Source organism: Corynebacterium striatum (assembly GCF_016728105.1).
Classification (GTDB): Bacteria; Actinomycetota; Actinomycetes; order Mycobacteriales; family Mycobacteriaceae; genus Corynebacterium; species Corynebacterium striatum.
In genome coordinates, this window is the sequence record NZ_CP068158.1 from 1,378,376 (window position 1) to 1,402,796 (window position 24,421).

The 24,421-nt window shown below is 60.8% G+C and carries 22 protein-coding genes and 1 tRNA gene; 13 read left to right on the plus strand and 10 right to left on the minus strand.

The features are described 5' to 3' along the window. Positions 1–17: 17 nt before the first annotated feature. The 4 genes from I6I72_RS06475 to I6I72_RS06490 are packed head-to-tail and all read left to right on the plus strand — an operon-like array spanning position 18 to position 3,076. Positions 18–1,169, plus strand: coding sequence for a molybdopterin molybdotransferase MoeA (locus I6I72_RS06475; protein WP_100086815.1), 1,152 nt, complete (start codon positions 18–20; stop codon positions 1,167–1,169). After that, complete coding sequence (locus tag I6I72_RS06480; protein WP_005530441.1) at positions 1,169–1,639, plus strand: MogA/MoaB family molybdenum cofactor biosynthesis protein; 471 nt, start codon at positions 1,169–1,171, stop codon at positions 1,637–1,639. Before I6I72_RS06475 ends, I6I72_RS06480 begins: the two co-directional genes overlap by 1 nt. Further along, positions 1,629–2,075: a molybdenum cofactor biosynthesis protein MoaE gene (locus I6I72_RS06485; protein ID WP_110333678.1), complete on the plus strand. Its 447-nt coding sequence runs from the start codon at positions 1,629–1,631 to the stop codon at positions 2,073–2,075. The genes I6I72_RS06480 and I6I72_RS06485 overlap by 11 nt, the downstream gene beginning before the upstream one ends. Continuing rightward, entirely contained in the window at positions 2,072–3,076 is a 1,005-nt protein-coding gene (locus tag I6I72_RS06490; RefSeq protein WP_201807726.1) for a ThiF family adenylyltransferase, read from the plus strand. Before I6I72_RS06485 ends, I6I72_RS06490 begins: the two co-directional genes overlap by 4 nt. Positions 3,077–3,267: 191 nt before the next feature. On the opposite strand, the gene I6I72_RS06495 is transcribed toward I6I72_RS06490, so the two are convergent. Then, positions 3,268–3,352 (minus strand) — tRNA-Ser (locus I6I72_RS06495). Between the two features lie 105 nt (positions 3,353–3,457). Here I6I72_RS06495 and I6I72_RS06500 point away from each other — a divergent pair. After that, entirely contained in the window at positions 3,458–4,414 is a 957-nt protein-coding gene (locus I6I72_RS06500) for an NAD(P)H-quinone oxidoreductase (RefSeq protein WP_049145478.1), read from the plus strand. Positions 4,415–4,448: 34 nt separating this feature from the next. On the opposite strand, the gene I6I72_RS06505 is transcribed toward I6I72_RS06500, so the two are convergent. Further along, on the minus strand, positions 4,449–5,705 hold the full coding sequence (locus I6I72_RS06505) for an aminotransferase class V-fold PLP-dependent enzyme (protein ID WP_201807728.1): 1,257 nt from the start codon (positions 5,703–5,705) through the stop codon (positions 4,449–4,451). A gap of 240 nt (positions 5,706–5,945) precedes the next feature. On the opposite strand from I6I72_RS06505, the gene wzm reads away from it, so the two are divergent. Both wzm and wzt read left to right on the plus strand, forming a co-directional pair. Next, positions 5,946–6,797, plus strand: coding sequence for a galactan export ABC transporter permease subunit Wzm/RfbD (wzm, locus tag I6I72_RS06510; protein ID WP_201807789.1), 852 nt, complete (start codon positions 5,946–5,948; stop codon positions 6,795–6,797). A 28-nt stretch (positions 6,798–6,825) separates the two neighbouring features. Beyond that, a complete protein-coding gene (gene wzt / locus I6I72_RS06515; protein ID WP_049159437.1) occupies positions 6,826–7,632 on the plus strand; it encodes a galactan export ABC transporter ATP-binding subunit Wzt/RfbE in 807 nt (268 codons plus the stop codon). Here the strand turns inward: wzt and I6I72_RS06520 are convergent. Next, on the minus strand, positions 7,629–8,306 hold the full coding sequence (locus tag I6I72_RS06520; RefSeq protein WP_049145484.1) for a GNAT family N-acetyltransferase: 678 nt from the start codon (positions 8,304–8,306) through the stop codon (positions 7,629–7,631). The genes wzt and I6I72_RS06520 overlap by 4 nt on opposite strands. A gap of 35 nt (positions 8,307–8,341) precedes the next feature. Here I6I72_RS06520 and glfT1 point away from each other — a divergent pair, with 35 nt between their 5' ends. Continuing rightward, complete coding sequence (gene glfT1, locus I6I72_RS06525) at positions 8,342–9,256, plus strand: galactofuranosyltransferase GlfT1 (protein ID WP_193391033.1); 915 nt, start codon at positions 8,342–8,344, stop codon at positions 9,254–9,256. Positions 9,257–9,270: 14 nt separating this feature from the next. On the opposite strand, the gene I6I72_RS06530 is transcribed toward glfT1, so the two are convergent. The 4 genes from I6I72_RS06530 to I6I72_RS06545 form a co-directional block, all read right to left on the minus strand. Then, positions 9,271–9,732, minus strand: coding sequence for a GtrA family protein (locus I6I72_RS06530; protein ID WP_201807737.1), 462 nt, complete (start codon positions 9,730–9,732; stop codon positions 9,271–9,273). Then, on the minus strand, positions 9,732–10,199 hold the full coding sequence (locus I6I72_RS06535; RefSeq protein ID WP_284789176.1) for a GtrA family protein: 468 nt from the start codon (positions 10,197–10,199) through the stop codon (positions 9,732–9,734). The genes I6I72_RS06530 and I6I72_RS06535 overlap by 1 nt, the downstream gene beginning before the upstream one ends. Positions 10,200–10,261: 62 nt before the next feature. Beyond that, positions 10,262–11,164 carry a plasmid pRiA4b ORF-3 family protein gene (locus I6I72_RS06540; protein ID WP_236592685.1) on the minus strand — a complete coding sequence of 301 codons (903 nt, stop codon included), beginning with the start codon at positions 11,162–11,164 and terminating at the stop codon, positions 10,262–10,264. A 29-nt stretch (positions 11,165–11,193) separates the two neighbouring features. After that, positions 11,194–11,664, minus strand: coding sequence for a hypothetical protein (locus tag I6I72_RS06545; protein WP_050765429.1), 471 nt, complete (start codon positions 11,662–11,664; stop codon positions 11,194–11,196). 34 nt (positions 11,665–11,698) lie between these two features. On the opposite strand from I6I72_RS06545, the gene I6I72_RS06550 reads away from it, so the two are divergent. The 5 genes from I6I72_RS06550 (at position 11,699) to I6I72_RS06570 (ending at position 19,831) form a co-directional block, all read left to right on the plus strand. Further along, positions 11,699–11,977 (plus strand): hypothetical protein, encoded by a 279-nt coding sequence (locus I6I72_RS06550; protein ID WP_005530468.1) that lies wholly within the window; start codon positions 11,699–11,701, stop codon positions 11,975–11,977. 224 nt (positions 11,978–12,201) lie between these two features. Then, complete coding sequence (locus tag I6I72_RS06555) at positions 12,202–13,617, plus strand: FAD-binding oxidoreductase (protein WP_005530470.1); 1,416 nt, start codon at positions 12,202–12,204, stop codon at positions 13,615–13,617. Between the two features lie 52 nt (positions 13,618–13,669). Next, positions 13,670–14,428 (plus strand): decaprenylphospho-beta-D-erythro-pentofuranosid-2-ulose 2-reductase, encoded by a 759-nt coding sequence (locus I6I72_RS06560; RefSeq protein WP_005530472.1) that lies wholly within the window; start codon positions 13,670–13,672, stop codon positions 14,426–14,428. Between the two features lie 38 nt (positions 14,429–14,466). Further along, positions 14,467–16,437: a galactan 5-O-arabinofuranosyltransferase gene (locus tag I6I72_RS06565; RefSeq protein WP_049145498.1), complete on the plus strand. Its 1,971-nt coding sequence runs from the start codon at positions 14,467–14,469 to the stop codon at positions 16,435–16,437. Positions 16,438–16,465: 28 nt separating this feature from the next. Continuing rightward, on the plus strand, positions 16,466–19,831 hold the full coding sequence (locus I6I72_RS06570; protein WP_201807750.1) for an arabinosyltransferase domain-containing protein: 3,366 nt from the start codon (positions 16,466–16,468) through the stop codon (positions 19,829–19,831). Between the two features lie 132 nt (positions 19,832–19,963). Here the strand turns inward: I6I72_RS06570 and I6I72_RS06575 are convergent, their stop codons facing one another. From I6I72_RS06575 to I6I72_RS06585, 3 genes are all read right to left on the minus strand, one after another. Beyond that, positions 19,964–21,253 (minus strand): PepSY-associated TM helix domain-containing protein, encoded by a 1,290-nt coding sequence (locus tag I6I72_RS06575; RefSeq protein ID WP_236592686.1) that lies wholly within the window; start codon positions 21,251–21,253, stop codon positions 19,964–19,966. Positions 21,254–21,502: 249 nt separating this feature from the next. Then, positions 21,503–22,381, minus strand: a complete 879-nt coding sequence (locus I6I72_RS06580; protein ID WP_201807759.1) for an alpha/beta hydrolase — start codon at positions 22,379–22,381, stop codon at positions 21,503–21,505. Positions 22,382–22,445: 64 nt separating this feature from the next. Beyond that, positions 22,446–24,386: a M13 family metallopeptidase gene (locus I6I72_RS06585; RefSeq protein WP_049145503.1), complete on the minus strand. Its 1,941-nt coding sequence runs from the start codon at positions 24,384–24,386 to the stop codon at positions 22,446–22,448. Between the last annotated feature and the right edge of the window lie 35 nt (positions 24,387–24,421).

Genomic DNA, 24,421 nt, shown 5'->3' on the forward strand with positions numbered 1-24,421 from the left:
AGGAGAGGCACGCCAGCATGCGCAGTTACGAAGAACACCTAGCAGCTATCCGTGGAGCACTACCTGCACCGACGGTGGTGACCCGCTCCCTGCTGGAAGTTGACGGTCTCATCCTCGCCCGCACCATCACCGCAGCTTATGACATGCCGCGCTTCGACAACTCGCAGATGGATGGCTACGCCATTACCTCCACCACCGGCGGCACCTTCACCGTCGGCGCCACCGTGGCAGCCGGTGCTGTGCCAGGTTCCGCCCGCGATGGCATCGCAACACCCATCATGACCGGCGCGAAGGTACCCGAGGGAACCGTCACCATCGTGCCCGTCGAGCAGTGCGAGCCGCCGCAGTTCCCGCGCGAGGGCGAAACCGTGACCATCCCCGCAGCCCCTGAGGGCCAGTTCATTCGCCTTGCAGGTTCCGACATCGCCGCGGGCAAGGTCCTCGTCGAGGAAGGCACCCGCCTGACCCCGGCCGCCATCGGCACGCTGGCCTCCCAGGGCATCACCGAGGTCGAGGTCTACGCGCCTGCCCGCATCGTCGTGTGCACCGGCGGCGCGGAAATCGGCGGCCAGGGCGCGGCCAGCATCCCGGACGCAAACGCCCCGATGATCGCCGCGTTGTGCCGCGAGTACGGCATTGAGGTTGTGGCCTTTGTCCGCACCAACGACGACCCAGGCATCCTGCGCTCCGATCTCGAAGGCGTGGTTCGCGTCTACCAGCCCGATGCCATCGTCACCTCTGGCGGTGTGTCCCACGGCAAGTTCGAGGTGGTGCGCCAGGTCTTCGAGGAGGATGGCTGGTTCGGTCACGTGGCTCAGCAGCCTGGCGGCCCGCAGGGATTGGCCAAGCTTGGCGACGTCCCCGTCATTTGCCTGCCCGGCAACCCCGTGTCCACGTTGGTCAGCTTCCGCGTCTACCTCGGCCCGGCGTTGGGTCGCTCCCGCGCGGCACACACCGCGCAGGTCACCGTTCCTGTCACCGGCTTGGAGGGCCGCGATCAGTTCCGCCGCGGCATCGTGGACTACGAGAATGGCATCGCCACCGCGGAGCTCTTCAGTGGCACCGGGTCGCACCTGTTGTCCCAGGCCATGAGCGCCAACGCCCTCATCCGCATCCCGGCCGGCGCACAGCTGCAGCCGGGCGATGTCGTTGAGGTGATCCCGTTCTAATGGCCCGCCGCGCAGTAGTAATTGTGGCCTCCACCCGCGCAGCCGCGGGCATCTACGAGGACCGTTCCGGCCCCATCGCGGTGGAATTCCTGCGCCGCATGGGTTTCGATACGCCCAACGCACTCATCGTCCCCGATGCGGAGATCGACGAAGCCTTGAACACGGTCTTCGCGGAGGGCCCCTCGGTGATTCTTACTTCCGGCGGCACGGGCATTTCGCCTGACGACGCCACTGTCGAGGCCGTCTCCGCGCACCTAACCAAGGAGCTGCCAGGGATTGCGCACGCGTTTTACGCGGCGTCGGCAAGCGTGCCCACTGCTGCGCTCTCGCGTACAGTCGCTGGCGTCAACGCCCGTACCTTTGCCATGGCTTTGCCTGGCTCAACGGGCGGCGTGAAGGATGGCTGCAAGGTGTTGAAGCCCTTGTTGCCGCACATCATCGACCAGTTGGAAGGAAAGCATGAGCACTGATCCTTCGTATGTCAGCGCCGATACCGGAAAGATTCTCGGGGCTTTCATGACCGCGGAACCGATCGAATACCCAGAGGTGGCCACCGCCGCGATGGGTGCGGTGGTTACTTTCGAGGGAATCGTGCGCAATCACGACGGCGGCCGCGGCGGCGTGGAGCTGCTTACGTATACGGCACATCCTTCGGCCGATGCGGAGATCGCGCGCGTGGCAGATGAGGTCATCGCCGCGCACCCCAAGGCCCGTTTGTGGTGTGCGCATCGCACGGGTGACCTGCACGTTGGCGACGCCGCCTTCGTGGTCATCGCCGCCGCGGCACACCGCCACGACGCATTCGCTGCTGCTTCGGAATGCGCCGACCGCGTGAAAGCGGAGGTTCCCATCTGGAAGGAACAGCGCCACGCGGACGGTTTTAGCAATTGGGTGGGGCTGGAATGAGCATTCGTTACGCGCGCCAGGAAGCACTGTGGGGTGAAGAAGGCCAGGCCAAGCTGGCCCGTTCCACCGTTGCGGTGATTGGTGCCGGCGGGCTTGGCTCGCCTGCCCTGCTCTACCTCGCGGGTGCGGGCGTGGGACGCATCCTGCTTTTCGACGACGACGTGGTCTCCCTTTCCAACCTGCAGCGCCAAGTCATCCACGGTATGGACGACATTGGTGGCCCGAAGACCGTCTCCGCGGCGGAGACCCTCCACGCGCTTAACCCTGATGTGCGGGTCATTCAGCACCCGCGCCTGGAATCGGCGACGGCCCTGAAACAACTAGCTGAGGCCGACATCCTCCTTGACGGCACCGACAACTTTGAGGCCCGCTACCTGTGCTCGTGGGCCTGCCACGAGCTGGGCATCCCGCACGTCTGGGCCTCGATTTTGGGATTCGATGCACAGCTTTCCGTCTTCTGGTCTGGGCACGGTCCGGTCTACGAGGACGTCTTTCCCACGGCACCTGCCCCTGGCTCTGTGCCGTCGTGCTCCCAAGCCGGCGTGCTGGGCCCAGTCGTGGGCACAGTGGGTTCTGCCATGGCCTTGGAGGCGCTCAAGCATCTCACGGGCACGGGTTCCCTGCTCATGGGCAAGATCGGCTACTACGATGCGCTTTCCGGCACGTGGGAGTACATCCCCGTCGTATCCGGCGGCGCGGCGCCTTCGCAGCCTGCCGACGCCCCCGAGGTCCGAGAGATCCCTTCCGGTTACCGCATCATCGATGTGCGCACCGCTAAAGAGCGCGCTGAGCATTCCATTCCCGGCTCCGAGCACTTCCTTTTGGACCGCATCCTGGCGGGTGAGAACCCGCAGCTCGGCCATTACGAGCCTGCCGTCATCTACTGCGCCGGCGGCATCCGTTCCGCCCAGGCAGTCGCGGCCCTGCGCGAGCGCGGCTTTAGAGAGGTCTACTCCCTGCGCGGCGGCATCAATGCCTGGCTCGAGCAGAATACCGCGTAGGCAGCCCACATTAAGGAAACCGAAGACAGTCCACGGCGTATGTACCTCTGTGTGTATTTAGCGTGTCTAAATCACCAGGTTTCTGGCCGCTATTTACATATATCGGTACATGAAACCACGCGTGGCGATGCGAAGCGCGAAAAAGTCTCGAGACACCATCCACAGGAACGATGTCTCGAGACTTCACACGGCGGAGACGGCGGGATTTGAACCCGCGGTGGTTTGACCCACGCTGGTTTTCAAGACCAGTGCATTCGGCCGCTCTGCCACGTCTCCTTGTCTTGCGACTCACTTAGCCTACTAAACCCACCAAGCGAGTTCACATTCCCCCACCCAGTTCTCCACCCAAGCACGGTCTACTTTTCGTTAAGCTCGGTGAACATGAAAGCTATCGTGCAAACCAATCCTGAGGATCCGGGCGCGCTGGAGCTAGGCGTCGTCGAAAAGCCACTGCTCCATCCCGGGGAGGTGCTCGTCAAAGTCCACGCTGCCGGCGTTAACCGAGCAGACCTGCTGCAGGCCCGCGGCCACTACCCGCCGCCACCTGGCGCATCGGAGACGATCGGCCTTGAGGTCGCCGGTGAAATCGTCGATGCCAACGGCACCGAGTGGACCGAAGGCACCCAGATTGGAGCACTTCTCGCGGGCGGCGGTTACGCCGAGTACGTTGCGGTTCCCGTCGGCCAGATCCTTCCGATTCCCAAAGGCTTCTCACTCACCGACACCGCATCCGTCATCGAGGTCGCGTGCACCGTGTGGTCCAACCTTGCCATGGAGGCAGGGCTGCGCGAAGGCCAGACCATCCTCATCCACGGCGGCGCGGGCGGCATCGGCCTGTTCGCAATCCAGGTGGCTAAGGCTCTGGGCGCCACGGTCGCCGTTACTGCGGGCTCACAGGAGAAGCTCGATACCTGCAAGAGCTATGGCGCGGACGTCCTCATCAATTACAAGGAGCAGGACTTCGCCGAGGAGCTCAAGAACCAGTGTGACGTTATTCTCGACATCATCGGCGCGAAGTACCTCAAGCAGAACCTCAAGGCACTAGCCACCGACGGTCACTTGGTCACCATCGGCCTCCAGGGTGGTACAAAAGAGGAGCTCAACATGGGTATCCTTCTGGCCAAGCGCCTCACCCTCCAAGGCACCACTCTGCGTTCGCGCTCACTTGAGGACAAGGCCGCCATCGTCGCGGACACCGTCAAGCACGTCTGGCCCTGGCTCGAGGACGGCACGGTCAAACATCATCTCCACGGCACTTTTGCGCTTGCCGACGCCGCCGCTGCCCACCGCGCGCTCAACTCCGGCGAGGTCACGGGCAAATTGGTCCTCGAGGTGTAGACCGGCCCCACATCCGCAAGACGGTGCCGCAGCACTAAGCCAGCGAAGCCACCACTCGAGTGAGCTGCTCGACGTCATGATGCGTGTTGAACGGGCCCAGTGCCACGGTCACGGCACCGCCAATTTCGTCGGCACCCATTTCAGTCAGCAGCGGAGTGTGGGAAGCCAGCGTGGTTACCAAGCCGTTGTCAATGAGGCGACGGTGCACAGTCTCCGCGGGAACGCCCTGCACGGCGAAGGTCAGGCGCGGCAGCCTATCATCTGAAGCACCCGCTGCCGCCTCGCCCGTCACGCCTAGGATGTGCACGGCAGGCAAGGTGCCTAGGTACGTATATAGATCCGCGGTGAGCTCGCTTAAGTAATCACTCAACGCGTCCATCGACTTATGCACGCGCACGCGGCGGGAGCCGGCTTCGCCACCCGCCAGCGCAGCAAGGTGATCCACCAAGGGCCCAACGCCGCCGGCCAGGCCAGTGGACACGGGAGTCTCAAGTTTTTCAGCAGTGTGTGAAGTCTTGGCCGGACTATACGATTCAATCCTGCGGAACATCGCTTCATCGCGGAATACCAAGGCCGCGATCTGCGGGCCGCCGAGCAGGCCTATATCGATACCAAGGATGTCTGCCCCAAGCTCGTCGAACTCGAGAGGTCGATAGGGGGCGAGCGCGGAGACATCGACAAGCGTCCATGCACGCGAGCGCGAGCGGATCGCTTCGAGGATCTCAGCAGTAGGTGTCACAGTGCCCAACAACTCATGGGCGGCGGAGAAGGAAACGAGACGGGTGGAGCCGTCGACAAGCTCGGCATACTGGAACGCCGGAAGCTCACCTGTGCCGAGGTCCGGCTGTGCCCAACGCACGTCCGCATCAACTTCCGCCAGCGCGGTGTAGAGCGCAGGCGGATCGAGCTTGGATAAAACGACAGAAGAATTGTGCCGCAGCATGGGGCGCAGGCTACGCGCCAGCGTCTGGTACAGCGCCGACAGCGAAGGGCCTAAGACAACGCGGCCAGCCTTCGAGCCCACGAGATCCGCGATCGCCATGCGGGCCGCGCCGTAATTACGCGCGCCCTCAAGCTGCCCCGGCGTGCGGTTCGCGGAGTGCGCACCAGTGGAATCTTCCTGCGGGGCCACCGCCGCCGACATGCGGAAGGAACGAGCAACGCCTGCGGCCACTCGCTCAGAAATCTGGGGCGCAGCGTTTGCGTTGAGGTAGGTCCATCCGTCCGATAGGCCAGTGTAAAGACCTCGCACGCTGGCAACGTCATACCTCGATGGCAAGCCTAATGGCATGTATATAACCTTCCTCCGTGCCTTTCATTGGTTCCCAAACGCAACGATTTTCGGGGCCGCTGTGGGGCGATCGACACCCTACTCTATACGTGTTTCCGTCCGGATTCCTAAAACAGGATAACCGCTGGTCTCAAGCATTTTCCCAGTACAAGCGGCGTGTAGATACCCGTTTAGCCTGGATGCACGCTAGGGTGTTTTGACGTGCAAGACAACAATCAATTGCGCGCCGACATCGCCCGCATGACCTCCACCCCGGAGTCAAGCGAGGTGCCGGCGTCCCAGTCCATGACCCTGCGGACTGCTTTTGCCGACCTTATTCAAGGCGCCAAGCAGCGCGAACTGTGGTTCATGCTGGGTATTCAGGACATCAAGCAACACTACCGCCGCTCCGTTCTCGGCCCCTTCTGGATCACCATCGCCACTGGTGTGATGGCTGCTGCTTTGGGCCTTTTGTACTCAATGCTGTTCCAGATCCCCGTCGCGGAGTTCCTCCCCCACGTCACCGTGGGACTTATTATGTGGAACTTCATCTCGGGTGCCATCAAGGAGGGCTCAACCGTCTTCATTGATAATGAGGGACTGATTAAACAGCTGCCGGCTCCGTTGTCAGTCCACGTCTATCGCCTGGTGTGGCGGCAGACGCTCTTCTTGGGCCACAACCTAATCATTTGGCTGCTGCTCATCATCATCTTCCCCCGCCACTTGGGTTGGGAGTTCTTCCTGTTCATCCCGGCGCTGGCACTGTTGCTGGTCAACGGCGTGTGGGTGGCCATGTTCTTCGGCATCGTGGCAACGCGCTTCCGCGACGTCGCACCGCTGCTTGAGGCACTGACGCAGCTGTTGTTCTACGTCACGCCGATTGTGTGGATGACCAACACCTTGAAGGATCAGGGCGGTGCTGTAGCCAGCCGTGCACGCATTGCGGAGATTAACCCGCTGTATCACTACATGGAGATCGTCCGTGCTCCTATGATCGGTGAACCTGTCGCCGGCTATCACTGGCTCATTGTCATTGCCTGCACGCTTGTGGGCATCTTCGTTGCCGGCTTGGCCATGCGCCAGTGGCGCTTCCGCGTGAGCTACTGGGTGTAGCGCAAGCTGCACGAAAGGATCTTCAACAATGGTTTCTATCGATACTTATAACGCTTGCGTGGACTTTCCCATCTTTGATGCCAAGTCCCGCTCCTTAAAGAAGGCTGTACTTTCCTCAGCTGGCGGTGCGATTGGCAAGAACAGCGACAACACGGTGGTGGTTGAGGCCCTCAAGGACATCAACCTGCACCTGCGGGAAGGTGACCGCGTAGGTCTCGTGGGCCACAATGGCGCAGGCAAGTCCACGCTGCTGCGTCTGCTCTCGGGCATCTACGAGCCCACCCGCGGCTCCGCCGACGTCCGCGGACGCGTGGCCCCTGTCTTCGACTTAGGCGTAGGCATGGACCCGGAGGTCTCCGGCTACGACAACATCATCATCCGCGGCCTGTTCTTGGGCCAGACCATCAAGCAGATGAAAAACAAGATGGATGAGATCGCCGAGTTCTCTGAACTGGGTGACTACCTCGCCATGCCGCTGCGCACCTACTCCACCGGTATGCGCGTACGCTTGGCGCTCGGCGTGGTTACCTCCATCGAGCCGGAAATCCTGCTGCTCGATGAGGGCATCGGCGCTGTCGACGCCGCCTTCATGGCCAAGGCTCGTGTGCGCCTCCAGGAGCTGGTCAAGCGCTCCGGCATCCTGGTCTTTGCTTCGCACTCCAACGACTTCCTGGCGCAGCTGTGCAACACGGCATTGTGGATTGACCACGGCACCATCCGCTCTGCCGGCGAGGTCTCTGAAGTAGTCGGCGAATACGAAGGCCCCGAGGTAGGCGAATACGTCAAGGAACTACGCCAACGCTTCGAAAAGGAAGAAGGCACGGGCAAGGCCTAAGCCGCGCTTGGCGACGCCCCGAGCAGCTTCCTCAATGCGCCGGTTATTCCGTCCACCGTGACGGTGTAGCCGGCATTGTTGTACCTATCCCGCGCAAGGCGTGCGCGCCGGATGGGCAGCTCGATCTTTTCTGGGCCACAGGGCAAGGTGGCGGCTAGGCCGGCGTCGTAAAGCTCATAGCCCAACTTCATCGACACCCTCTCAGAGGCATGATTGCCCTGCACCCACCCAGTACTCAGGGTCTGTGCGCCCAGTTCACCAAAGCAAAATCCCGCTACTGCATGACGCACCAGCGTGCCTAAGCCTTTGCCCTGGTGGCGATGATAAATCCAGGAACCCGTGGACACCTCCTTGTGAACTGCAAACTCACTACCGCGCATGTCAACCACGCCGATGATTTCCTGGTCCATGCACACTACAAAATCGAGAGACCATTCCGCGGGAGACATCCTTGCTCGGTGCTCCCACCGCATGCGCGCTGAGGCATAAGGATCGCCGTCGAAGAGCCAGCCGAACGCGTGCTGCGGGATTTCGGCCCCATAGATCTCCTCCGGAGTGACCCCATTAATTGCAGCAATGTCTGTATCGCGCATGACACGCATCGAAATGCTCTGCTTGCCATCGCTGGCGTGAATGCGCACCGCAAAAGGCGGCCACATCTTTTCTAACTCCATGTCCAAAGCCTATACGCCTCCGCAAGGGTGGCAGAATGGAACGCATGACTGCCACCTTGAGCACTGCCGGTTCCACGGCCGCCGTAATTGTCACCCACCAGCGCGTTGAACTGCTGCGCGCCTCGTTGGAGCAGGTAGCACACCAAACCCACCCTGTGCAGTGGATCATCGTTGTGGATAATGGTGCCGAAGACGCCGTCAAGGACCTCGTTGAGTCCATCGCCGGGGAGCGCGGCGTATATATCCCCTCCCAGACCAACCTGGGCGGTGCAGGCGGCTTCGCCCTCGGCTTCCTCACCGCTCTTTCCCTCGGTGCAGACGCTGTATGGTGCGCCGACGATGACGGGCGCCCAGCAGACAACAACGTCCTCGCCGAGCTCTACCGCGTCGCTGAAACCAACTCCCTCCACGAGGTCTCCCCTGCCGTATGCAACATCAACGAGCCCGCACGCCTGGCATTCCCACTGCGCCAGGGACTCGTGTGGCGCCGCTACATGAGCGAGCTCGAGGGCGACTTCCTGCCCGGCATCGCCTCCCTCTTCAACGGCGCACTCATCTCCGCTGAGGCCATGCAAATCATCGGCGTCCCCGACTACCGTCTCTTCATCCGCGGCGACGAGGTGGAGTACCACCGCCGCCTCTTAAACTCCGGTCTCCAGTTCGGCACCGCGCTGACTACCAGCTACCTGCACCCAGATGGCTCCGACGAGTTCAAGCCGATCCTGGGCGGCAAGATGCATACCCAGTACCCGGCCGGTGAGTTCAAGCGCTACTTCACCTACCGCAACCGCGGCTACCTGCTGTGGCAGCGCGGCATGCGCAAACTTCTCCCCCAGGAGTTTGCACGTTTTGGCTGGTTCTTCCTCGTGCAAAGGCGCGATCCCAAGGGCTTCCTCGAGTGGCTCAACCTGCACAACAAGGGCCGCAAAGAAGACTTCCACCGCCCTTAAGCGCTCTGCTGGGCTTAATTGTCCACCACAAAGGACTTCCGCGTGCTGCGGAAGATGACCCAACGCTGCACAAAGAAATTAATCAGCGTGGCAGTACCCTGCGCGATCACAAAGGCCACGACCAAGGCCCAGGAGGAGGGCCACTCAAGGTCGTGGTCAAAGAAGGGGAACGCCCAGCGGTAGAGAATGATGTTGACCGCATAGGTCAGTGCATAAGTGGCCACCACTGCGGCCAAGCGCCGCTTCGAGGCCTTCGCATCAAAAGTCCAACGGCGATTTAACAAATACGCCGTCAAGGTGCCGAAGATGAAGCCGACGGTGCGAGCGGCGACGTCGCCAAGCAAGTCCAAGCCAATCTGGAAAATCCATGTCAGACCAGCATCAATCACCGCTGCAATCACGCCCGTGATTGCGAACTTGAAGCCTTGGGCTTGCAGGGAATTTGAGTGCGAGAGCCGCTGCGCCGCGTTACTCATCAATCACCCTTAAAAATGAAGATGCGCTGGATGGCAAAGTTGGTCACGGTGGCCACGCCCTGCGCGATGACGAACGCAATGGTGTCCTTAACAGCGCCCTCAAATCCCATGGAGATAAGCGGTGCGTTGAGTACCCAATAGAGGAAGTTCTGCACAGCGAAGGTGGAGGCGTACAGCGCCGCGACAGCGCCGGCGGTGCGGCCGGAGACCTGTGCGCCGAACGTCCAGCGGGCATTCGCGATGTAGGCCGCGATGGTACCAAAGACCCAACCTATGGCCTTAGCCGCGGACCTGTGCAGACCCAGCGAGGTCAGCAACAAAGTCAGGCCATAATCAATAGCCGCGGTGAACACGCCCACGGAGACAAAGCGAAAAAGCTGCGTCTGCAACGAGGAGCGTCGGACCTCAACATCGGCGACGTTAGTGTCAACGTCTCCCCCGACGTTTCCCTCAACGTTGCCGTCAATGTTGCCGTCAATGTTGCCCCGACTATGGGCATTAGGATTTTTATCAATCACGGCTAAATAGCCTACCTGCGCAGCAGTGCACGGTAAATGTCGAGCCGATCCACAGGCGCCAAAGCGTCGGCACCGTAAGCGCCCATGGCAGCCAGTTCCTTCAAAGAAGCAGCACATAATTCGCGGATTTCTTCCCCGCTTAGGCTCGCCCCATCATCCGCTACCCATCCAAGAGCTTCCATGGTTGCCTCGGCCACAGAATTGGTGAGCTCGCGCCCGCCCATGCAGGAAAGACCAAGCGTCATCGACCAGAAAGCATCCTGTCCTTCTGAGGTGACCTCGCGGGGCAAGGAGTCCAAACCGGCGCGGGAAGTATCGGCATTGTCAGTACTTTCGGGGCGCTCTAGATCAAGGGCTTGGAGCAGGGGTACGAAGTCGAAGAGTTTAGTTCTCTCAATGATCGCGCGCACTGGCGGAACCACGATATTGAGGACCTCATCGATGGTTTCCTGCCCTGTTAGCTCAGCATTAATTGCGGTGAGATCAAAAGGCACCAGGAAGGAGCCAGAACCGCCCACGCATAGGGCCTCCGGGGTGCCAGTATCACGTGGGTAGATCGCCGCGACCACCAGGCTAAAGTCCCACAGGCCCCACACGTAGTCAACCTGGTCTCCCTCTTTCCAGAGGAATTCAGAGACCTGATGCTCAGGGTCAATGCGACGGCCACGGGCGTCGCGATGCTCATAAAAGTGCCACGGTGAATCCTCATCGGGAAGCCCGAAGCTGACTTCTAGGACACGGTGGAGCTCCGCGAAAGTAAAAGCGTCTGAGAAACCGATCTGTCGGTGTGCTTCTGCTTCTGCCCGTACGTTAGAGACTTGGCAGATGACGGTGAGAGGCTCACGCTTGAGGGTCACTAGAGAGTCTTCACGCTTGGCGCGTGCTTGACTCAAATCTGTGACCTTGAGGCTCATGGGCCCCACCATACGCAAAACTTGCGAGGCTACGCAGCGAGCTTTTCGATATCGCGAGCTTCGAGCTCACTCACGAGGAATACGAAAGCAGCAGCAATTGCGCCCCATGCAGTCCATGGTTTGGAAAGACCTCGCTTGCGCAGGCGCTTGACCACTGCCTGGGAAACCTTGACGTTAATAAAACCGCCCAGCACAAAAAGAAGGATGACCGCAGCGAAGACAGCCCACTGCTTGAGGTCAGAATCGTTTTGCTCGGCTTGTGGTTCTTCATCCTCGCGCTGGGCATTCGTGATGGCGACGAGGGCTCCGAAGCCGATGAAGGAGAACACGTAGGTGATGCTAAGGGCCGTTTTGTTCTTAATCCAATCCGGGAAAGAGAGCATCAGACCTGCTGCTGCGGACTGCGTGATGCGGCCGGCGAGAGTGTCATCAAGTGCGTAGTTGTCAACGCGGGTGTCAGCTTGGACGTTAGATTCATGCTGCGAATGTGGCTGATTCATGGGCATAACTTTATGCGGAACTATGCTAAAACGCATGTACTCATCGAAGAAAGAGCATCTGACTCCCGCCCAGCGCGCGGCGCAGGATGAACGCCAAGAAGATGACAAGCGCAACGGACACTTCCTCGCCACGGAACACACGAATCTTCCGCTCGATGGATTCATGACTCGCCTGATGGCGGAAGAGCTCCCCATCTTGGACTCCACCTCACGCCGCCGGGTTTATGAAATTCTGCGCGGATACGAGGGACCAGAAATCACCTCACAAGAGCAGTTACCTGAAGAAATCCGCGACATCATGGATCTGTATTAACGAACGCTAGTGGCCAATGGCATTGGCAGCTGTGGGATTTTCATGACGCCGCGCCATTGCAGCCAACTCCACACCGAATAGCGACGTTAAACGGCCAAAACCCACATATTCGGACATGTTTTGTGTCTGAGTATGTTCCAAATATCACTAACGCCACAAACGTCACGTGTCTAGATAGGTGGGTAGGCTGGGTACGACATATCACGTCGAGTAAAGAGTAAGAGATGGAACTACATACCACCGAAAAGTCCCTGCACGGCTGGGGCCGCACCGCACCGACGACTGCCCACGTACTGTCAACCGAGGACGTCGAGGTCATCAAGAAGGCCGTCGCGCAGGTTGCTGAAGACAACTCCGACAAGCCATCGCACCTCCGCCGTGGCGTCATCGCCCGCGGCATGGGCCGTTCCTACGGTGACCCCGCCCAAAACAGTGGCGGTCTGGTCATCGACATGCAGCCGCTCAACAAGATCCACTCCATCGACCCGGAGTCCGCAATCGTTGACGTCGACGGCGGCGTCACCCTTGACCAGTTGATGAAGGCGGCCCTGCCGTATGGCTTGTGGGTTCCGGTCCTGCCGGGCACCCGCCAGGTCACCATCGGCGGCGCAATCGGCCCTGACATCCACGGCAAGAACCACCACTCCGCTGGTTCCTTTGGCAACCACGTAGTTTCCATGGAGCTGCTCGTGGCTGACGGCCGCGTCCTCCACTTGGAACCTAGCGGTTCCAAGGATGATCCAGACGGAGACCTCTTCTGGGCCACCGTGGGCGGCATGGGCCTGACCGGCATCATCCTGCGTGCCAAGATCCGCATGACCAAGACGGAGACTGCCTACTTCATCGCGGACACTGACCGCACTGAGAACCTTGAGGAAACAGTTGCGTTCCACTCCGATGGATCGGAGCACAACTACACCTACTCCTCTGCTTGGTTCGACGTCATCTCCCCTGAGCCAAAGCTGGGCCGTTCCACCATCTCCCGTGGTTCCCTGGCTACCCTGGCACAGCTCGAGGAGCTCGCACCGAAGCTGGCCAAGGATCCGCTGAAGTTCAACGCGCCGCAGCTGATGACCGTTCCGGACATCTTCCCGAACTTCACCATGAACAAGCTCTCCCTGATGGCGATCGGCGAGGCTTACTACCTCATGGGCGCGCCGGCTCGTAACAAGATCAAGAACCTGACGCAGTTCTACCAGCCGCTGGATCTCATCGGCGAGTGGAACCGTGGCTACGGCTCCAACGGCTTCCTGCAGTACCAGTTCGTGGTTCCGACCGAGGCAGTTGAGCCTTTCAAGGAAATCATCCGCGACATGCAGCGCTCCGGCCACTACTCCGCGCTCAACGTGTTCAAGCTCTTCGGCCCGGGCAACAAGGCTCCGCTGTCCTACCCAATGCCGGGTTGGAACGTCTGCGTGGACTTCCCAATCAAGCCGGGGCTCGGTGCTTTCCTCGATGATCTGGACAAGCGCGTCATGGAATTCGGCGGCCGCCTCTACCTGGCCAAGGAGTCTCGCACCTCTGCGGAGAACTTCCACAAGATGTACCCAGGCATGGAGGGCTGGCTTGCCACCCGCAACGAGATTGACCCAACCGGCGTCTTCGCATCCGATATGTCCCGCCGTCTTGAGCTCCACTAAGAGTTTCCCAACCTTCGTTCAAGACCAGCAGAAAAATTAAGGAACAACCCACATGCTTAATGCAGTAGGCCAAGCACAACATATCCTTCTTCTTGGCGGCACTTCCGAGATCGGCCTCGGCATCGTCGAGGAATTCCTCGACCGTGGCCCAGCCAAGGTCACCCTCGCGGCACGCGCTGATTCCCCGCGCATCGACGACGCAAAGGCCACGTTGACCTCCCGCGGCGCTGACGTTGAGGTCATCAACTTTGACGCGACTGACTTCGATTCCCACCCGGACGTCGTCAAGCAGGCATGGGAGCGCGGCGACGTCGACGTCGCCATCATCGCCTTCGGTACCCTTGGTGACCAGGAAGAACTCTGGCAGAACCAGGCCAAGGCCGTGGCTTCCGCACAGACCAACTTCACCGCACCAGTGTCCTTGGGCGTCCTTCTGGGCCAGAAGTTCAAGGAGCAGGGCCACGGCACCATCGTGGCACTGTCCTCCGTGGCCGGTATGCGCGTACGCCGCTCCAACTTTGTCTACGGTGCCTCGAAGGCTGGCGTGGACGGCTTCTTCATCAACCTCGGTGAGGCCCTGCGCGGCTCCGGCGCCAAGGTGCTCGTGGTCCGTCCGGGCCAGGTTCGCACCAAGATGTCCGCTGCAGCCGGCGAGGCTCCGCTGACTGTCGACGTCCCGGATGTAGCTAAGGCCACCGTCAAGGCGATCCTCAACGGCACCCAGTCGATCTACGTCCACCCGCTGTTCGAGTACGTTTCTTTGGCGTTCAAGTTCATCCCGCAGGCCATCTTCCGAAAGCTGCCTTTCTAAATTCCTGCAATTCCCTCGAGTATGGGAAACTAGTGTGCATGACTAGCCCAGCAACAATGCAACCCGTGCGCACCGACATTGCCCGTACTACGGACTACAACGTCGACGAACTTTCTAGAAAGTCGACGCTGCTGGGCACAGCGGCGTCTGCCCTTGGAGGGGCAGTCGTCGCACTTATTGGTTTTTATGCTTTCAAGACCATCTCCTTGCCAGCATTCAGCACCTCCATGGTCACCCGCGCGCTCAGCACAGTGGGTACCGTGCTCACCCTCGGCGTCGTGGGCTTCCTCTGCGTGTGGTGGATTTATGACACCTACCAGGAAAAGGTCTCCCGCCCCACCTGGCGCGTATGGCTAACCCACGCAGCCTGCTATATCTCCCCTGCTCTGCTTGTTCTTTCTGCAATCGGCCTGCCGCTTTCTGCCTCCAAGCTGTGGCTCGACGGCGTCCAAGTAGACCAGGTCTTCCGTACCCAATTCCTCACGCGTTCTACGGACCAAATGGGCTACGCCGACATGAACTACGAGGGGCTTCCCACCTTTTACCCAATGGGCTGGTTCTGGCTGGGTGGCCGCCTGGCCAACCTGCTCAACATGCCTGGTTGGGAGGTCTTCCAACCGTGGGCGCTAGTCTCCCTCGCGGTATGCGGCTGCATCCTAGTTCCGATCTGGCAGCGTCTTGTTGGTTCCTTGCCAGTGGCAACCGCAATCGCTTTGGCCACCACAGCGATCACTCTCACGGTCAACGCTGAAGAGCCTTATTCCGCCGTCATCGCCATGGGCGTTCCAGCCGTCGCTGTTCTTTCTTCCCACGCGTTCAAGGGTTCTTGGTTCTCCACGGTGGGGATCATGCTTTACCTGGGCGTCTCCGCATGTTTCTACACGTTGTTCACTGGTGCGGTCGCACTGACCATTGTTTCCCTCATCGCCGTGGTCACCGCCATTTATGACCGCCAGCTGCGCCCTATCCTGCATCTGGTGGTCATCGGTGTGGGCTCTATGGCCATCGCAGCCATTGCATGGGGCCCATACCTCATAGCCGCGATGACCTCTAAGGCACCTCTGGAATCCACCGCCCAGCATTACCTGCCGGAAGAAGGCACCCAGATCCCGGTGCCATTCCTCTCCTTGAGCATCATTGGCCTGCTGTGCCTGATTGGCTTGGTGTACATGACGATGCGTCTGGAAGACTCCGCCATTCGCGCGCTGGGCATCGCCACCATAGGCGCATACCTCTGGGTCGTCTTGTCCATGGTCGTTACGCTTGTCGGTACTACCCTGCTGGGCTTCCGCCTAGAGAGCATCATCGTCATCCTCTTTGCCACCGCAGGTATTCTTGGCTTGGCCGAAATCCGCCGCATGGGAATCCCCAACATTTACCCGGCGCGCTTCAGCGATAGCACGAACAAGCGCATCACCGCGGCCTTCGCCATCATCGTTGCGCTAGGCGGCGTCTACTACGCCCAGCAGATCCCAGAGAAAAACGAGTCGGCGCTGGATCATGCCTACACCGACACCGACGGTAACGGCGAGCGCGCCGACCGCTTCGCAAGCGACTCTTCGATGAACTACATCAAGATCCGCGAATACATCGACTCTCATGGCTACGTACCGAACCAGACCGTGGTGATGACCGATGAGAAGCTCTTCATGGCCTACAATCCTTACCTCGGTTTTAATGCCTTCACCAGCAACTACGCCAACCCGCTTGGTGAATTCAGCTCGCGTAATGAGCAGATTGAAGCCTGGGGCCGCGACTCTTGGAACCAGACCCCGCAGCAATTCATCAAGTCTCTCGACTCCGCGCGCTGGCGTGGGCCAGATGTTGTCATCTTCCGCGGCAGCATCGAGGAACCAGGCGACGGCTACAAGATCCACCTGGCTGAAGACATCTATCCGAACCAGCCGAATGTGCGTTACCGCGCGGTCTTCTTTAACCCTGACGTATTCAAAAAGGGCTGGGACACCGAGCAGGTTGGCCCGTTTGTGGTGGCGGTGCGTTCTCATTAAATAGGAGGCGTGCCGTAAACTGATCGCCGTGTCAGTTAGCCTCACCAATATCGAAAAATCCCGCTTAGCCTTTGCGGACGCCCCGCGTTCGCTCCGGCTAACCGCTATCATCGCCGGCCTGATTGGCTTTATCTGTTTTGTGGCTACTCCGCTGCTGCCGGTCAATCAGACCCAGTCTTCCTTCGACTGGCCGCAGAACAACTCGCTGCAGTCAATCAACGCGCCACTCATCTCCGTGGCTCCGGAGGATATTAAAGCGGACATCCCGCTCAGCGCCGTCGACAAGCTGCGCGAGGGCCAGGATCTGCTCTACGGAACCGTGCCGCCTGAGTCCACCAAGGCCTCGAACCGCGGCATGTTCGTGCGCGTGGGTGATCAGGGTCTTTCCGTGGTTTCCCTCGACGAGGTCCTACTTGCCCTGAGCCCGAAGGAAGTTGCGGCGCTGCCTGACGACGCCGTCCTCAAGATCGACGCCTCTGGTGACGGCACCACCGTCTCCGTGGGTAAGCACAAAAAGACTACTGAGGACGATGTTCGCCCGCAGGTCACCGGCGTCTATACCGAGCTCGAAGAGAGCGATGCTTCCGCGTTGGTGGCCGATGGCCTCAACATCCACGTGGACATCAACTCGCGCTTTACTTCCTCGCCTTCGCTAATCAAGCAGATCGCCATGTGGCTGGGCATCGCGATGACCATCGTGAGCCTGTTCTGTTTGTGGCGAATTGACCGCCTGGATGGCCGCAAGCTCTCCTTCATGCCGGAAACCTGGAAGCAGATCCGTCCGCTCGACGGCGTCGTCGCCGCCATCCTCGCCTTCTGGCACATCTTTGGCTCAAACACCTCTGACGACGGCTTCATCCTGACCATGGGTCGTGTCTCGGGCCACGCCTCTTACATGGCTAACTACTACCGCTGGTACGGCGTACCTGAGGCCCCTTTCGGCTCCCCTTATTACGACCTCGTGGCCTTCTTGTCGGAGATTTCCAGCACGTCAATGTTCGTGCGTCTGCCTGCGCTCACCTCCGCATTCATCGTCTGGTTCATTCTCTCGCGCGAGATTCTGCCGCGCTTCGGCGACCTAGTTAACGGCCGCCGCGTGGCGCACTGGACCGCGGCGTTTATGTTCCTGGCCTTCTGGCTGCCGTACAACAACGGCACCCGCCCGGAGCCCATCGTGGCACTGGGCATGATGGTTACCTGGGCTTCCTTCGAGCGCTCTATTGCCACCCGCCGCCTACTGCCAGCAGCCGTGGGCACCATCGCCGCAACCTTGACCCTGGGCGCGGGCCCCACGGGCCTGTTCGCCGTCGGTGTCTTCTTGATCTCCTTGCCGAAGCTCTTCGCCTTCATGGCCGAGCGCGCCCCGCACGTGGGCTGGCTCGCCATGATTGCGCCTTTCCTCGCTTCCGGCACGGCCATCATGGTCGCGGCATTCGGCGACCAGACCTTGGCATCCGTCATGGAGTCCACGCGCGTGCGCTCTGAGGTGGGCCCATCGCTGCCGTGGTACTCGGAGTACGTCCGCTACACCACGCTCTTCCAGCAGTCAGTGGACGGCTCGATGACCCGCCGCTTCGCGATGTTCACCATGATCTTCTGCTTAGCGCTCATCATCTACGCCTTCATCAAGAACCGCCGCGTGGTCGGCGCCGAGGTAGGCCCTACCCAGCGCCTGCTGCTCATCGTGGCTTTGAGCACCTTCTTCCTGATGTTCACGCCGACCAAGTGGACGCACCACTTCGGCATCTACGCGGGCGTTGCAGGCGTCATCGCTGCGCTGGGCTCGGTGGTTCTCTCGCAGATCGCGATGCGCTCCCCGCGTGCGCGTACCTTTGCGCTGGCCTCCGTCATCTTCTTGCTCGCCATCTCCATGGCTGGCTGGAATGCATGGTGGTACGTCTCCTCCTTCGGCATCCCGTGGTGGGACCGTACTGTGCAGTACAAGGCCATTGAGGCCAACACTGTGCTGCTGTTTATTGGCTTGGTGGTCCTTGCCGTCGGCGTGGTCCAAGCCATGATCCACAGCTACCGCAAGAGCAAGGCCGAGGAAGAAGGCCGCGTCGAGGAGTTCACCGCCCAAGCCGCAGCGAAGGTATCGCGCTGGGCCGGCATCATGTCTGCACCGCTGGCGCTGGCCTGCGCGCTCATTGTGGCCTTTTCGTGCGCATCCTTCGCCAAGGCTTATGCCTCACAGGGAGATGCTTACTCAGTGGGCAAGGGCAACCTCGCGTCCTTGAAGGGCAACGTGTGCTCTCTTGCCGACGCCACCTTGGTCGAGACCAACACCAACGACGCCTTCCTCACCCCGGTCAAGGGCGAGTTCAAGGATTCGTTGGAGGACCCAGACGAGGATTCCATCGGCTTCGCCCCGAACAACATCCCTGAGTCCATCGAGCCGGAGAACCTGAACTCGGCGTCGGTTGGCGCAATTGCGAACACCGCCACGAACCAGGCGGAAAATGCTGACTCTGCCGACGCCGCGACGGAGGAGCAAAACAGCGAGAAGTCCGCGAACGAGCAGTCCGGCGGCGTCCGTGAGACCAAGGGCGTCAACGGCTCGACCCGCCACCTGCCGTTCAACCTGGACTACAACAAGGTACCGGTGCTGGGCTCGTATGACGAGAGCCAGCGCTCCACGGCGACGGTAACCACCCAGTGGTACAACCTGCCGAAGGCCACGGAGAACACCCCGATCCTCGCGGTGTCCGCGGCGGGCAACATCTACCACCACGACGTCAACGGCATCGAGCAGGACGGCATGGAGCTCAAGCTCGAGTACGCCACTTACAAGGATGGCAAGGTCTCCAACACGGGCGAGGCTGAGCTTTCCGACGTCGGTGCAACCCCGAAGTGGCGCAACTTGCGCATCCCGCTGGCTGACCTGCCGGAAGACGCTAACGTCGTTCGCTTGGTGGCTAAGGACGACTCCACTGATGAGGACGACTGGTTGGCATTCACGCCACCGCGTGTGCCGGAGCTGGCCACCATCAACTCACAGTTCTCTTCTGAGACGCCGGCGTTGCTGGACTGGTCCGTTGCCCTTCAGTTCCCGTGCCAGCGCACGTTCGACCACTATGCGGGCGTGACGGAGATTCCGGAATACCGCATCCTGCCGGATGCTGCGGCGCAGACGTCCTTGACTGACTTCCAGTCCTTCTCGGGCGGTGGCGCGATGGCCACGGCTGAGGCAGTCAACTACTCCTACGAGATTCCGAGCTACCTCAACAATGATTGGGCTCGAGACTGGGGCGCAATCGAAAAGTACGAGCTGCGCACCAACTCTAAGGGCGAGGCACCTGTCGAGGCGCAGATCGACCATGAGGTGATTTCTCGCTCCGGCCTGTGGAAGCAATCCGAGATGAAGATTCGCCCGGAGGGCTCTGAGAAGAAATAAGGCTGGGTGCGAAAGCACCCAGTGCGTAATAGCACCCAGCGCGTAATAGTACCCAGCGGGTATTAGCACCCAGCGAGTACGAGAGAGGGAGGACCAGGTGGTCCTCCCTCTCCTTTCCTTATGGCAATCGTTCTAGACAGGTTGCTTGATGCTTTCCCCTTCTTGGGTTTCGCGTGGCTTGGCCTGTTTCGCCTTCTTAGCGCGCTGCACTGCCCAATCCACGAGGAAGAACAGCACCAGGGATGCGCCAAAGAGCGGAGCGATGATGGAATACAGCACCGCGCCCACGACCAACGCTGGAGAGAGCTTCAGGTGCTGGAGCGCGCGCTTCGGGCGACTAAACCACATCCACAGGCCCATGACGCTGACCGCCAACAGGCCCAGCGCGAGAAGCGCGAGCGCAACCTGGTTGTAGATTCCGAACAAGGTGCCCATGTGCAGCTGAATGAGCCATGGGACCGCCTTGGCCATGAGCGGCCAGTCCTTAAAGTCCACGCGGTCCACCACTTCGCCAGTGTGCGGGTCGACAGCGATGGCATCGTAGCTCAGCTTGTAATCTTGGCGTGCCTCAGTGACGGTCCACGCCGGCTTCTCCGCGGAAGGCGGCGTCATGTCGAGAATTCCGGTCAACCCTGCCGAACGCGCGGCCGCCAACGCATCTGCGGCGCCCATCACGTTCATGTCCCCCGTCATGTCCATATGGTGATGATGCTCGGCATGCGGGTCCGCGGCGGCGGTTGCTGCGGGCTTGGGCTGCATCCAGTCCATCTTCTCGCGCAGGGTAGAGATGTTTTCACCAGCAACCAAGGACCAGGTTAGGCCAGTGATGGTGAGGAACACGAAGCCGGGCAGCAGCCACGCGCCGATCTTGGAGTGCAGGGTGAGCATCTTGCCCGCTTTCCGACGCCGCTTGAACCACAGGTAGATGCCCATGATCGCCAGTGCGCCCAGCCATGAGGCGGCGAGCTCGGAGTAGATGCGGCCGGCGTCGCCAAGCCAGAGGCGGCGGTGCCCCTCGGAGAGCCAGCTGCGCAACGGCAACGCGCGGGAGGAGCCATACTGCACGAGGTCCCCCTTGATTTCGAGCGTGGCGGGGTCCACGAACACTGCGTGGGCGTAGCTGGATGATTTCAGTGCGTCATCCGCGAAGAGCACGCGGGTGGTTTTACCCTCTTCAAAAGCTTGGACCTTGCTGACTTGTAGGTCTGGATGCACCTTCTGGGCTGCTGCGATCTGCTCGTCGAGGCTGTGTGCTTCAGCGCTTCCTGACGCCACGATCTCCTTCTTGTACACCACCGACTCGATGCTGGGGGCCAAGGCGTAGAAGAACCCGCTCAGCGCCGCAACGATGAGGAACGGCGCTATGAGGACACCGGCTGTCTTGTGTAAGCGCGACATTGCGCCATGATTGGAAATACTCATGGGTGAATAGTCGCGACATTATTAGCAATAGTTCCCGATAAAGTTTTTCTTGTGATCCTTTCGAATCGCGGGAACTTTTGCCGGCAGTGGTCAGGCTGACCTCAATTCAGTTTGGTTTCCCTGGTTGGGTCCCCCTCTAATGGTCCCTTTACGAGTAACGAAGCCATGCGGGATGCCCCATTGGGTAGCTTTACCCCCAAGGGGATCCAACCAATGGGACCAAACCGCTAAACGCTAAAACCAGGCAGCTTAGACGGAGCGCAGGAAGTCCGCGGTGTCCATGATTCGCTGGCGGGCCACTGCTGGGGTGGAGATGCGGTGGGTCGAGACGTAGTCGGCGGTCTCAGCGCCAGGGATGGTGACTCGCTCGGCGATTTCGTCTTGCACCGCAGTCTGGACGAGTGTGCGCGGATACTCGGTGGGCAGCTCGTAGCCGGCGCGGATCTCATCGGGGAGATTGGAAAGCGCAGCGAAGTCGGGGAACGTGAGCAGCAGTGCATCGGCGGGCGCGAGTGCAGCCAAGGAGCCGCCCGAGGAGTAGCCCCACACGGTCACGGAAGCCGCACCTTGTTCGCGGGCATAAGCGATGGCCTTGTTGACGGATTCCACCATGTCAGCCACGGTGTGTTCAGGCGCGAGCGGGTAGTCCACGTCGATGATGGTGGTGCCCGACAACTGCGCTGCGGCGGCGACTTCGGGGCGCCACTGCATCTCCAGCGCGTTGCCGTCACCGCGCCACCAGCCGCCGGAGTGGAGGGAGACTGCCCACTTGCCATTCGGCGCAGTGGGCTCGAAGATGGCGCCGACCTCAGTGTCACGCTGAGTGATGCCGTCGGTGAACTTGGTGCCAGGCAGCGAGTGGTCCACTGCGGTGCCCAAGACCATCATGGAAGCCTGCGTGATGCGATCCGGCAGCAGTGCGCAGTAGCGATCCGCATCCGGCGAACCGCCACCAGCCCACGGCGGGCGGAAGTCCGGCAACGGGTAGTGGACCTGCATGTAGGAATAGAGCTGGTCGAGCTGCTCTTCCTCGCTCAGCTGACGGTCTTGGCCACCAATCTCCCAAACTTGGTCCGATTGACCTGCTTGGTCGGCTTGGGTTTCCGGGTTCTCCTGCTTGTCAGTCATGAGACCGAGGTTACCGCTACCATGGCGGCCATGACGAAGGTAGTCATCCAAGAATGGGCACGCATCACCAGATTGTGACGCGGTCTTCCGGGACCAGGTAAAACGGCGAATCCGTGTCTACGTCAAAAGCCTCGTAGAACTCCGCAATGTTCGCTGCAATGAGGTTGCAGCGGAACTCTGCTGGGGAGTGTGGGTCGATGGCCAAATACTGCGTGGCCATCTCTGGGCGGATGGCCGTGCGCCACACGCGCGCCCAGGACAGGAAGAGGCGCTGGAGCCCGGAGTACTCGGCGTCGTAAAGCGCAGGCTCCGCGTCCTCCACCTCGAAGGACGCAACCTGACCGTTGATGTCGAGGCCGTGGTCCGCGCAGTAATTCTTGTAAGCCACCACGGCGATGCCCAGTCCACCCAGGTCACCGATGTTCTCACCCAGGGTGAAGTTGCCGTTGACGCCTGCCACGCCCTCAACGCCTTCCAACACGGACGGGATACGGCCGTCGAACTGACCCACCAGCTTTGCGGTGAGCTGCTCAAATGCGGCGCGGTCCTCGTCGGTCCACCAGGAGTTGAGGTTGCCCTGGCCGTCGTACTGCGAGCCCTGGTCATCGAAGCCGTGGCCAATCTCGTGGCCGATGACTGCGCCGATTGCGCCGAAGTTCTCGGATACGTCGCCGCCCTCAGCGGAAGGGACAAAGAAAGGCGGGCGCAGGATGGCGGCCGGGAAGGTGATGTCGTTGACCACCGGGTTATAGAAAGCGTTGACCGTCTGCGGGGTGGAGAACCACTCGTCGCGGTCCGCTGGCTTGCCAATCTTGCGCAGCTCGAAGTCGTGCGCCCACGCGTTGCCCGCGCGGACGTTGGCCACGAGGTCCTTGCCCTCAGAGCTGAAGCTCAGATCGGAGTAGTCACGCCACTTGTCTGGGTAACCAATCTTGGCCTTGAACTGGGAGAGCTTCTCCAAGGCACGCTCGCGGGTAGCGGGAGTCATCCACTCCAGCTGCGAGATGCGCTCGCGGTAAGCGGCCGTGAGGTAGTCCACCAAGGTGTCCATCTCCGCCTTGGAGGCTGGCGGGAAGTGCTGGTCCACAAAGACCTTGCCAATCTCCTGGCCCACCAGGGACTCCGCCAGGCCCACGGCGCGCTTCCAGCGGTCACGCTGAGTGGTAGCACCTGAAAGGCGAGTGCCGTAGAACTCGAAGTTCTTCTTGCCCACTTCTTCCGGCAGGTAAGGCGCGCGGGACAGCAGGATGTGCCAGGTGCCCCACAGCTGCCAGTCCGCCATGCGGTCTGCGGTGAAGAGCTCCTCGAAGTGCTCAAGGTAGGAAGGCATCATGTTGACCACGCGGCTCTCGGACAGGCCGCTGCCTGCGAGGATGGCGCGCACGAGCGCAGGCAGCTCGCTAAATTCCATTGGGTTGTAGGTCTTCACGGCATCGCGGGTGGACACGACGTCCCAATGGCCCGCGGCCAGCTCGGTCTCTAGCGCCACGATGCGCTTTGCAGCCACCTCCGCGCCTAGACCAAAGAGGCGGGCCGGGTCGAGGAAACCCAACATCTGCGCCACGTGCTGCTCGTAGGCAGCCAGCGTCTCCGCGTGTGCCTCCTCGCGGTAATAAGCCTCGTCCGGCAGGCCCAGGCCAGACTGGATAATGTAGGCCACCGCTTCCTCGGAACCGGAGTCCTTTTCCACCCAGAAGGTCACGGGCGCACCGACACCTTCGCGCTCCAGCTCACCCAGGTGCTGTGCCAGCTCTCGCGGGTCGGCTGCGGTGAGGCGGTCGAGGTCGGCGTCGATAGGCGCCATGCCTGCACCATTTACGCCCTCGGTATCAAGATGCGAGGCGTAGAGTGCGCCTGGGCGCCCCGTGTCATTTTTAACAATCTCGTGGACGAGTTCTTCCGCCTCGTCACGCAGGTTGTGGAAGGTGCCGTCAACGCCGCGGTCGTCGGGGATGACGTGGGAGTTCAGCCAAGGTCCATTGACAAATTGGTAGAGATCTTTCATGCCAGCCACTCTAGGCGAATCAATCCGGTTAAGGT

What these genes read in the sequence shown, in the direction of transcription:
- I6I72_RS06475 (WP_100086815.1), top strand. Translation starts at nt 18, where the DNA reads ATGCGCAGTTACGAAGAACACCTAGCAGCTATCCGTGGAGCACTACCT.
- I6I72_RS06480 (WP_005530441.1), top strand. Translation starts at nt 1,169, where the DNA reads ATGGCCCGCCGCGCAGTAGTAATTGTGGCCTCCACCCGCGCAGCCGCG.
- I6I72_RS06485 (WP_110333678.1), top strand. Translation starts at nt 1,629, where the DNA reads ATGAGCACTGATCCTTCGTATGTCAGCGCCGATACCGGAAAGATTCTC.
- I6I72_RS06490 (WP_201807726.1), top strand. Translation starts at nt 2,072, where the DNA reads ATGAGCATTCGTTACGCGCGCCAGGAAGCACTGTGGGGTGAAGAAGGC.
- I6I72_RS06500 (WP_049145478.1), top strand. Translation starts at nt 3,458, where the DNA reads ATGAAAGCTATCGTGCAAACCAATCCTGAGGATCCGGGCGCGCTGGAG.
- I6I72_RS06505 (WP_201807728.1), bottom strand. Translation starts at nt 5,705, where the DNA reads ATGCCATTAGGCTTGCCATCGAGGTATGACGTTGCCAGCGTGCGAGGT.
- wzm (WP_201807789.1), top strand. Translation starts at nt 5,946, where the DNA reads ATGACCTCCACCCCGGAGTCAAGCGAGGTGCCGGCGTCCCAGTCCATG.
- wzt (WP_049159437.1), top strand. Translation starts at nt 6,826, where the DNA reads ATGGTTTCTATCGATACTTATAACGCTTGCGTGGACTTTCCCATCTTT.
- I6I72_RS06520 (WP_049145484.1), bottom strand. Translation starts at nt 8,306, where the DNA reads ATGGAGTTAGAAAAGATGTGGCCGCCTTTTGCGGTGCGCATTCACGCC.
- glfT1 (WP_193391033.1), top strand. Translation starts at nt 8,342, where the DNA reads ATGGAACGCATGACTGCCACCTTGAGCACTGCCGGTTCCACGGCCGCC.
- I6I72_RS06530 (WP_201807737.1), bottom strand. Translation starts at nt 9,732, where the DNA reads ATGAGTAACGCGGCGCAGCGGCTCTCGCACTCAAATTCCCTGCAAGCC.
- I6I72_RS06540 (WP_236592685.1), bottom strand. Translation starts at nt 11,164, where the DNA reads ATGAGCCTCAAGGTCACAGATTTGAGTCAAGCACGCGCCAAGCGTGAA.
- I6I72_RS06545 (WP_050765429.1), bottom strand. Translation starts at nt 11,664, where the DNA reads ATGAATCAGCCACATTCGCAGCATGAATCTAACGTCCAAGCTGACACC.
- I6I72_RS06550 (WP_005530468.1), top strand. Translation starts at nt 11,699, where the DNA reads ATGTACTCATCGAAGAAAGAGCATCTGACTCCCGCCCAGCGCGCGGCG.
- I6I72_RS06555 (WP_005530470.1), top strand. Translation starts at nt 12,202, where the DNA reads ATGGAACTACATACCACCGAAAAGTCCCTGCACGGCTGGGGCCGCACC.
- I6I72_RS06560 (WP_005530472.1), top strand. Translation starts at nt 13,670, where the DNA reads ATGCTTAATGCAGTAGGCCAAGCACAACATATCCTTCTTCTTGGCGGC.
- I6I72_RS06565 (WP_049145498.1), top strand. Translation starts at nt 14,467, where the DNA reads ATGACTAGCCCAGCAACAATGCAACCCGTGCGCACCGACATTGCCCGT.
- I6I72_RS06575 (WP_236592686.1), bottom strand. Translation starts at nt 21,253, where the DNA reads ATGAGTATTTCCAATCATGGCGCAATGTCGCGCTTACACAAGACAGCC.
- I6I72_RS06580 (WP_201807759.1), bottom strand. Translation starts at nt 22,381, where the DNA reads ATGACTGACAAGCAGGAGAACCCGGAAACCCAAGCCGACCAAGCAGGT.
- I6I72_RS06585 (WP_049145503.1), bottom strand. Translation starts at nt 24,386, where the DNA reads ATGAAAGATCTCTACCAATTTGTCAATGGACCTTGGCTGAACTCCCAC.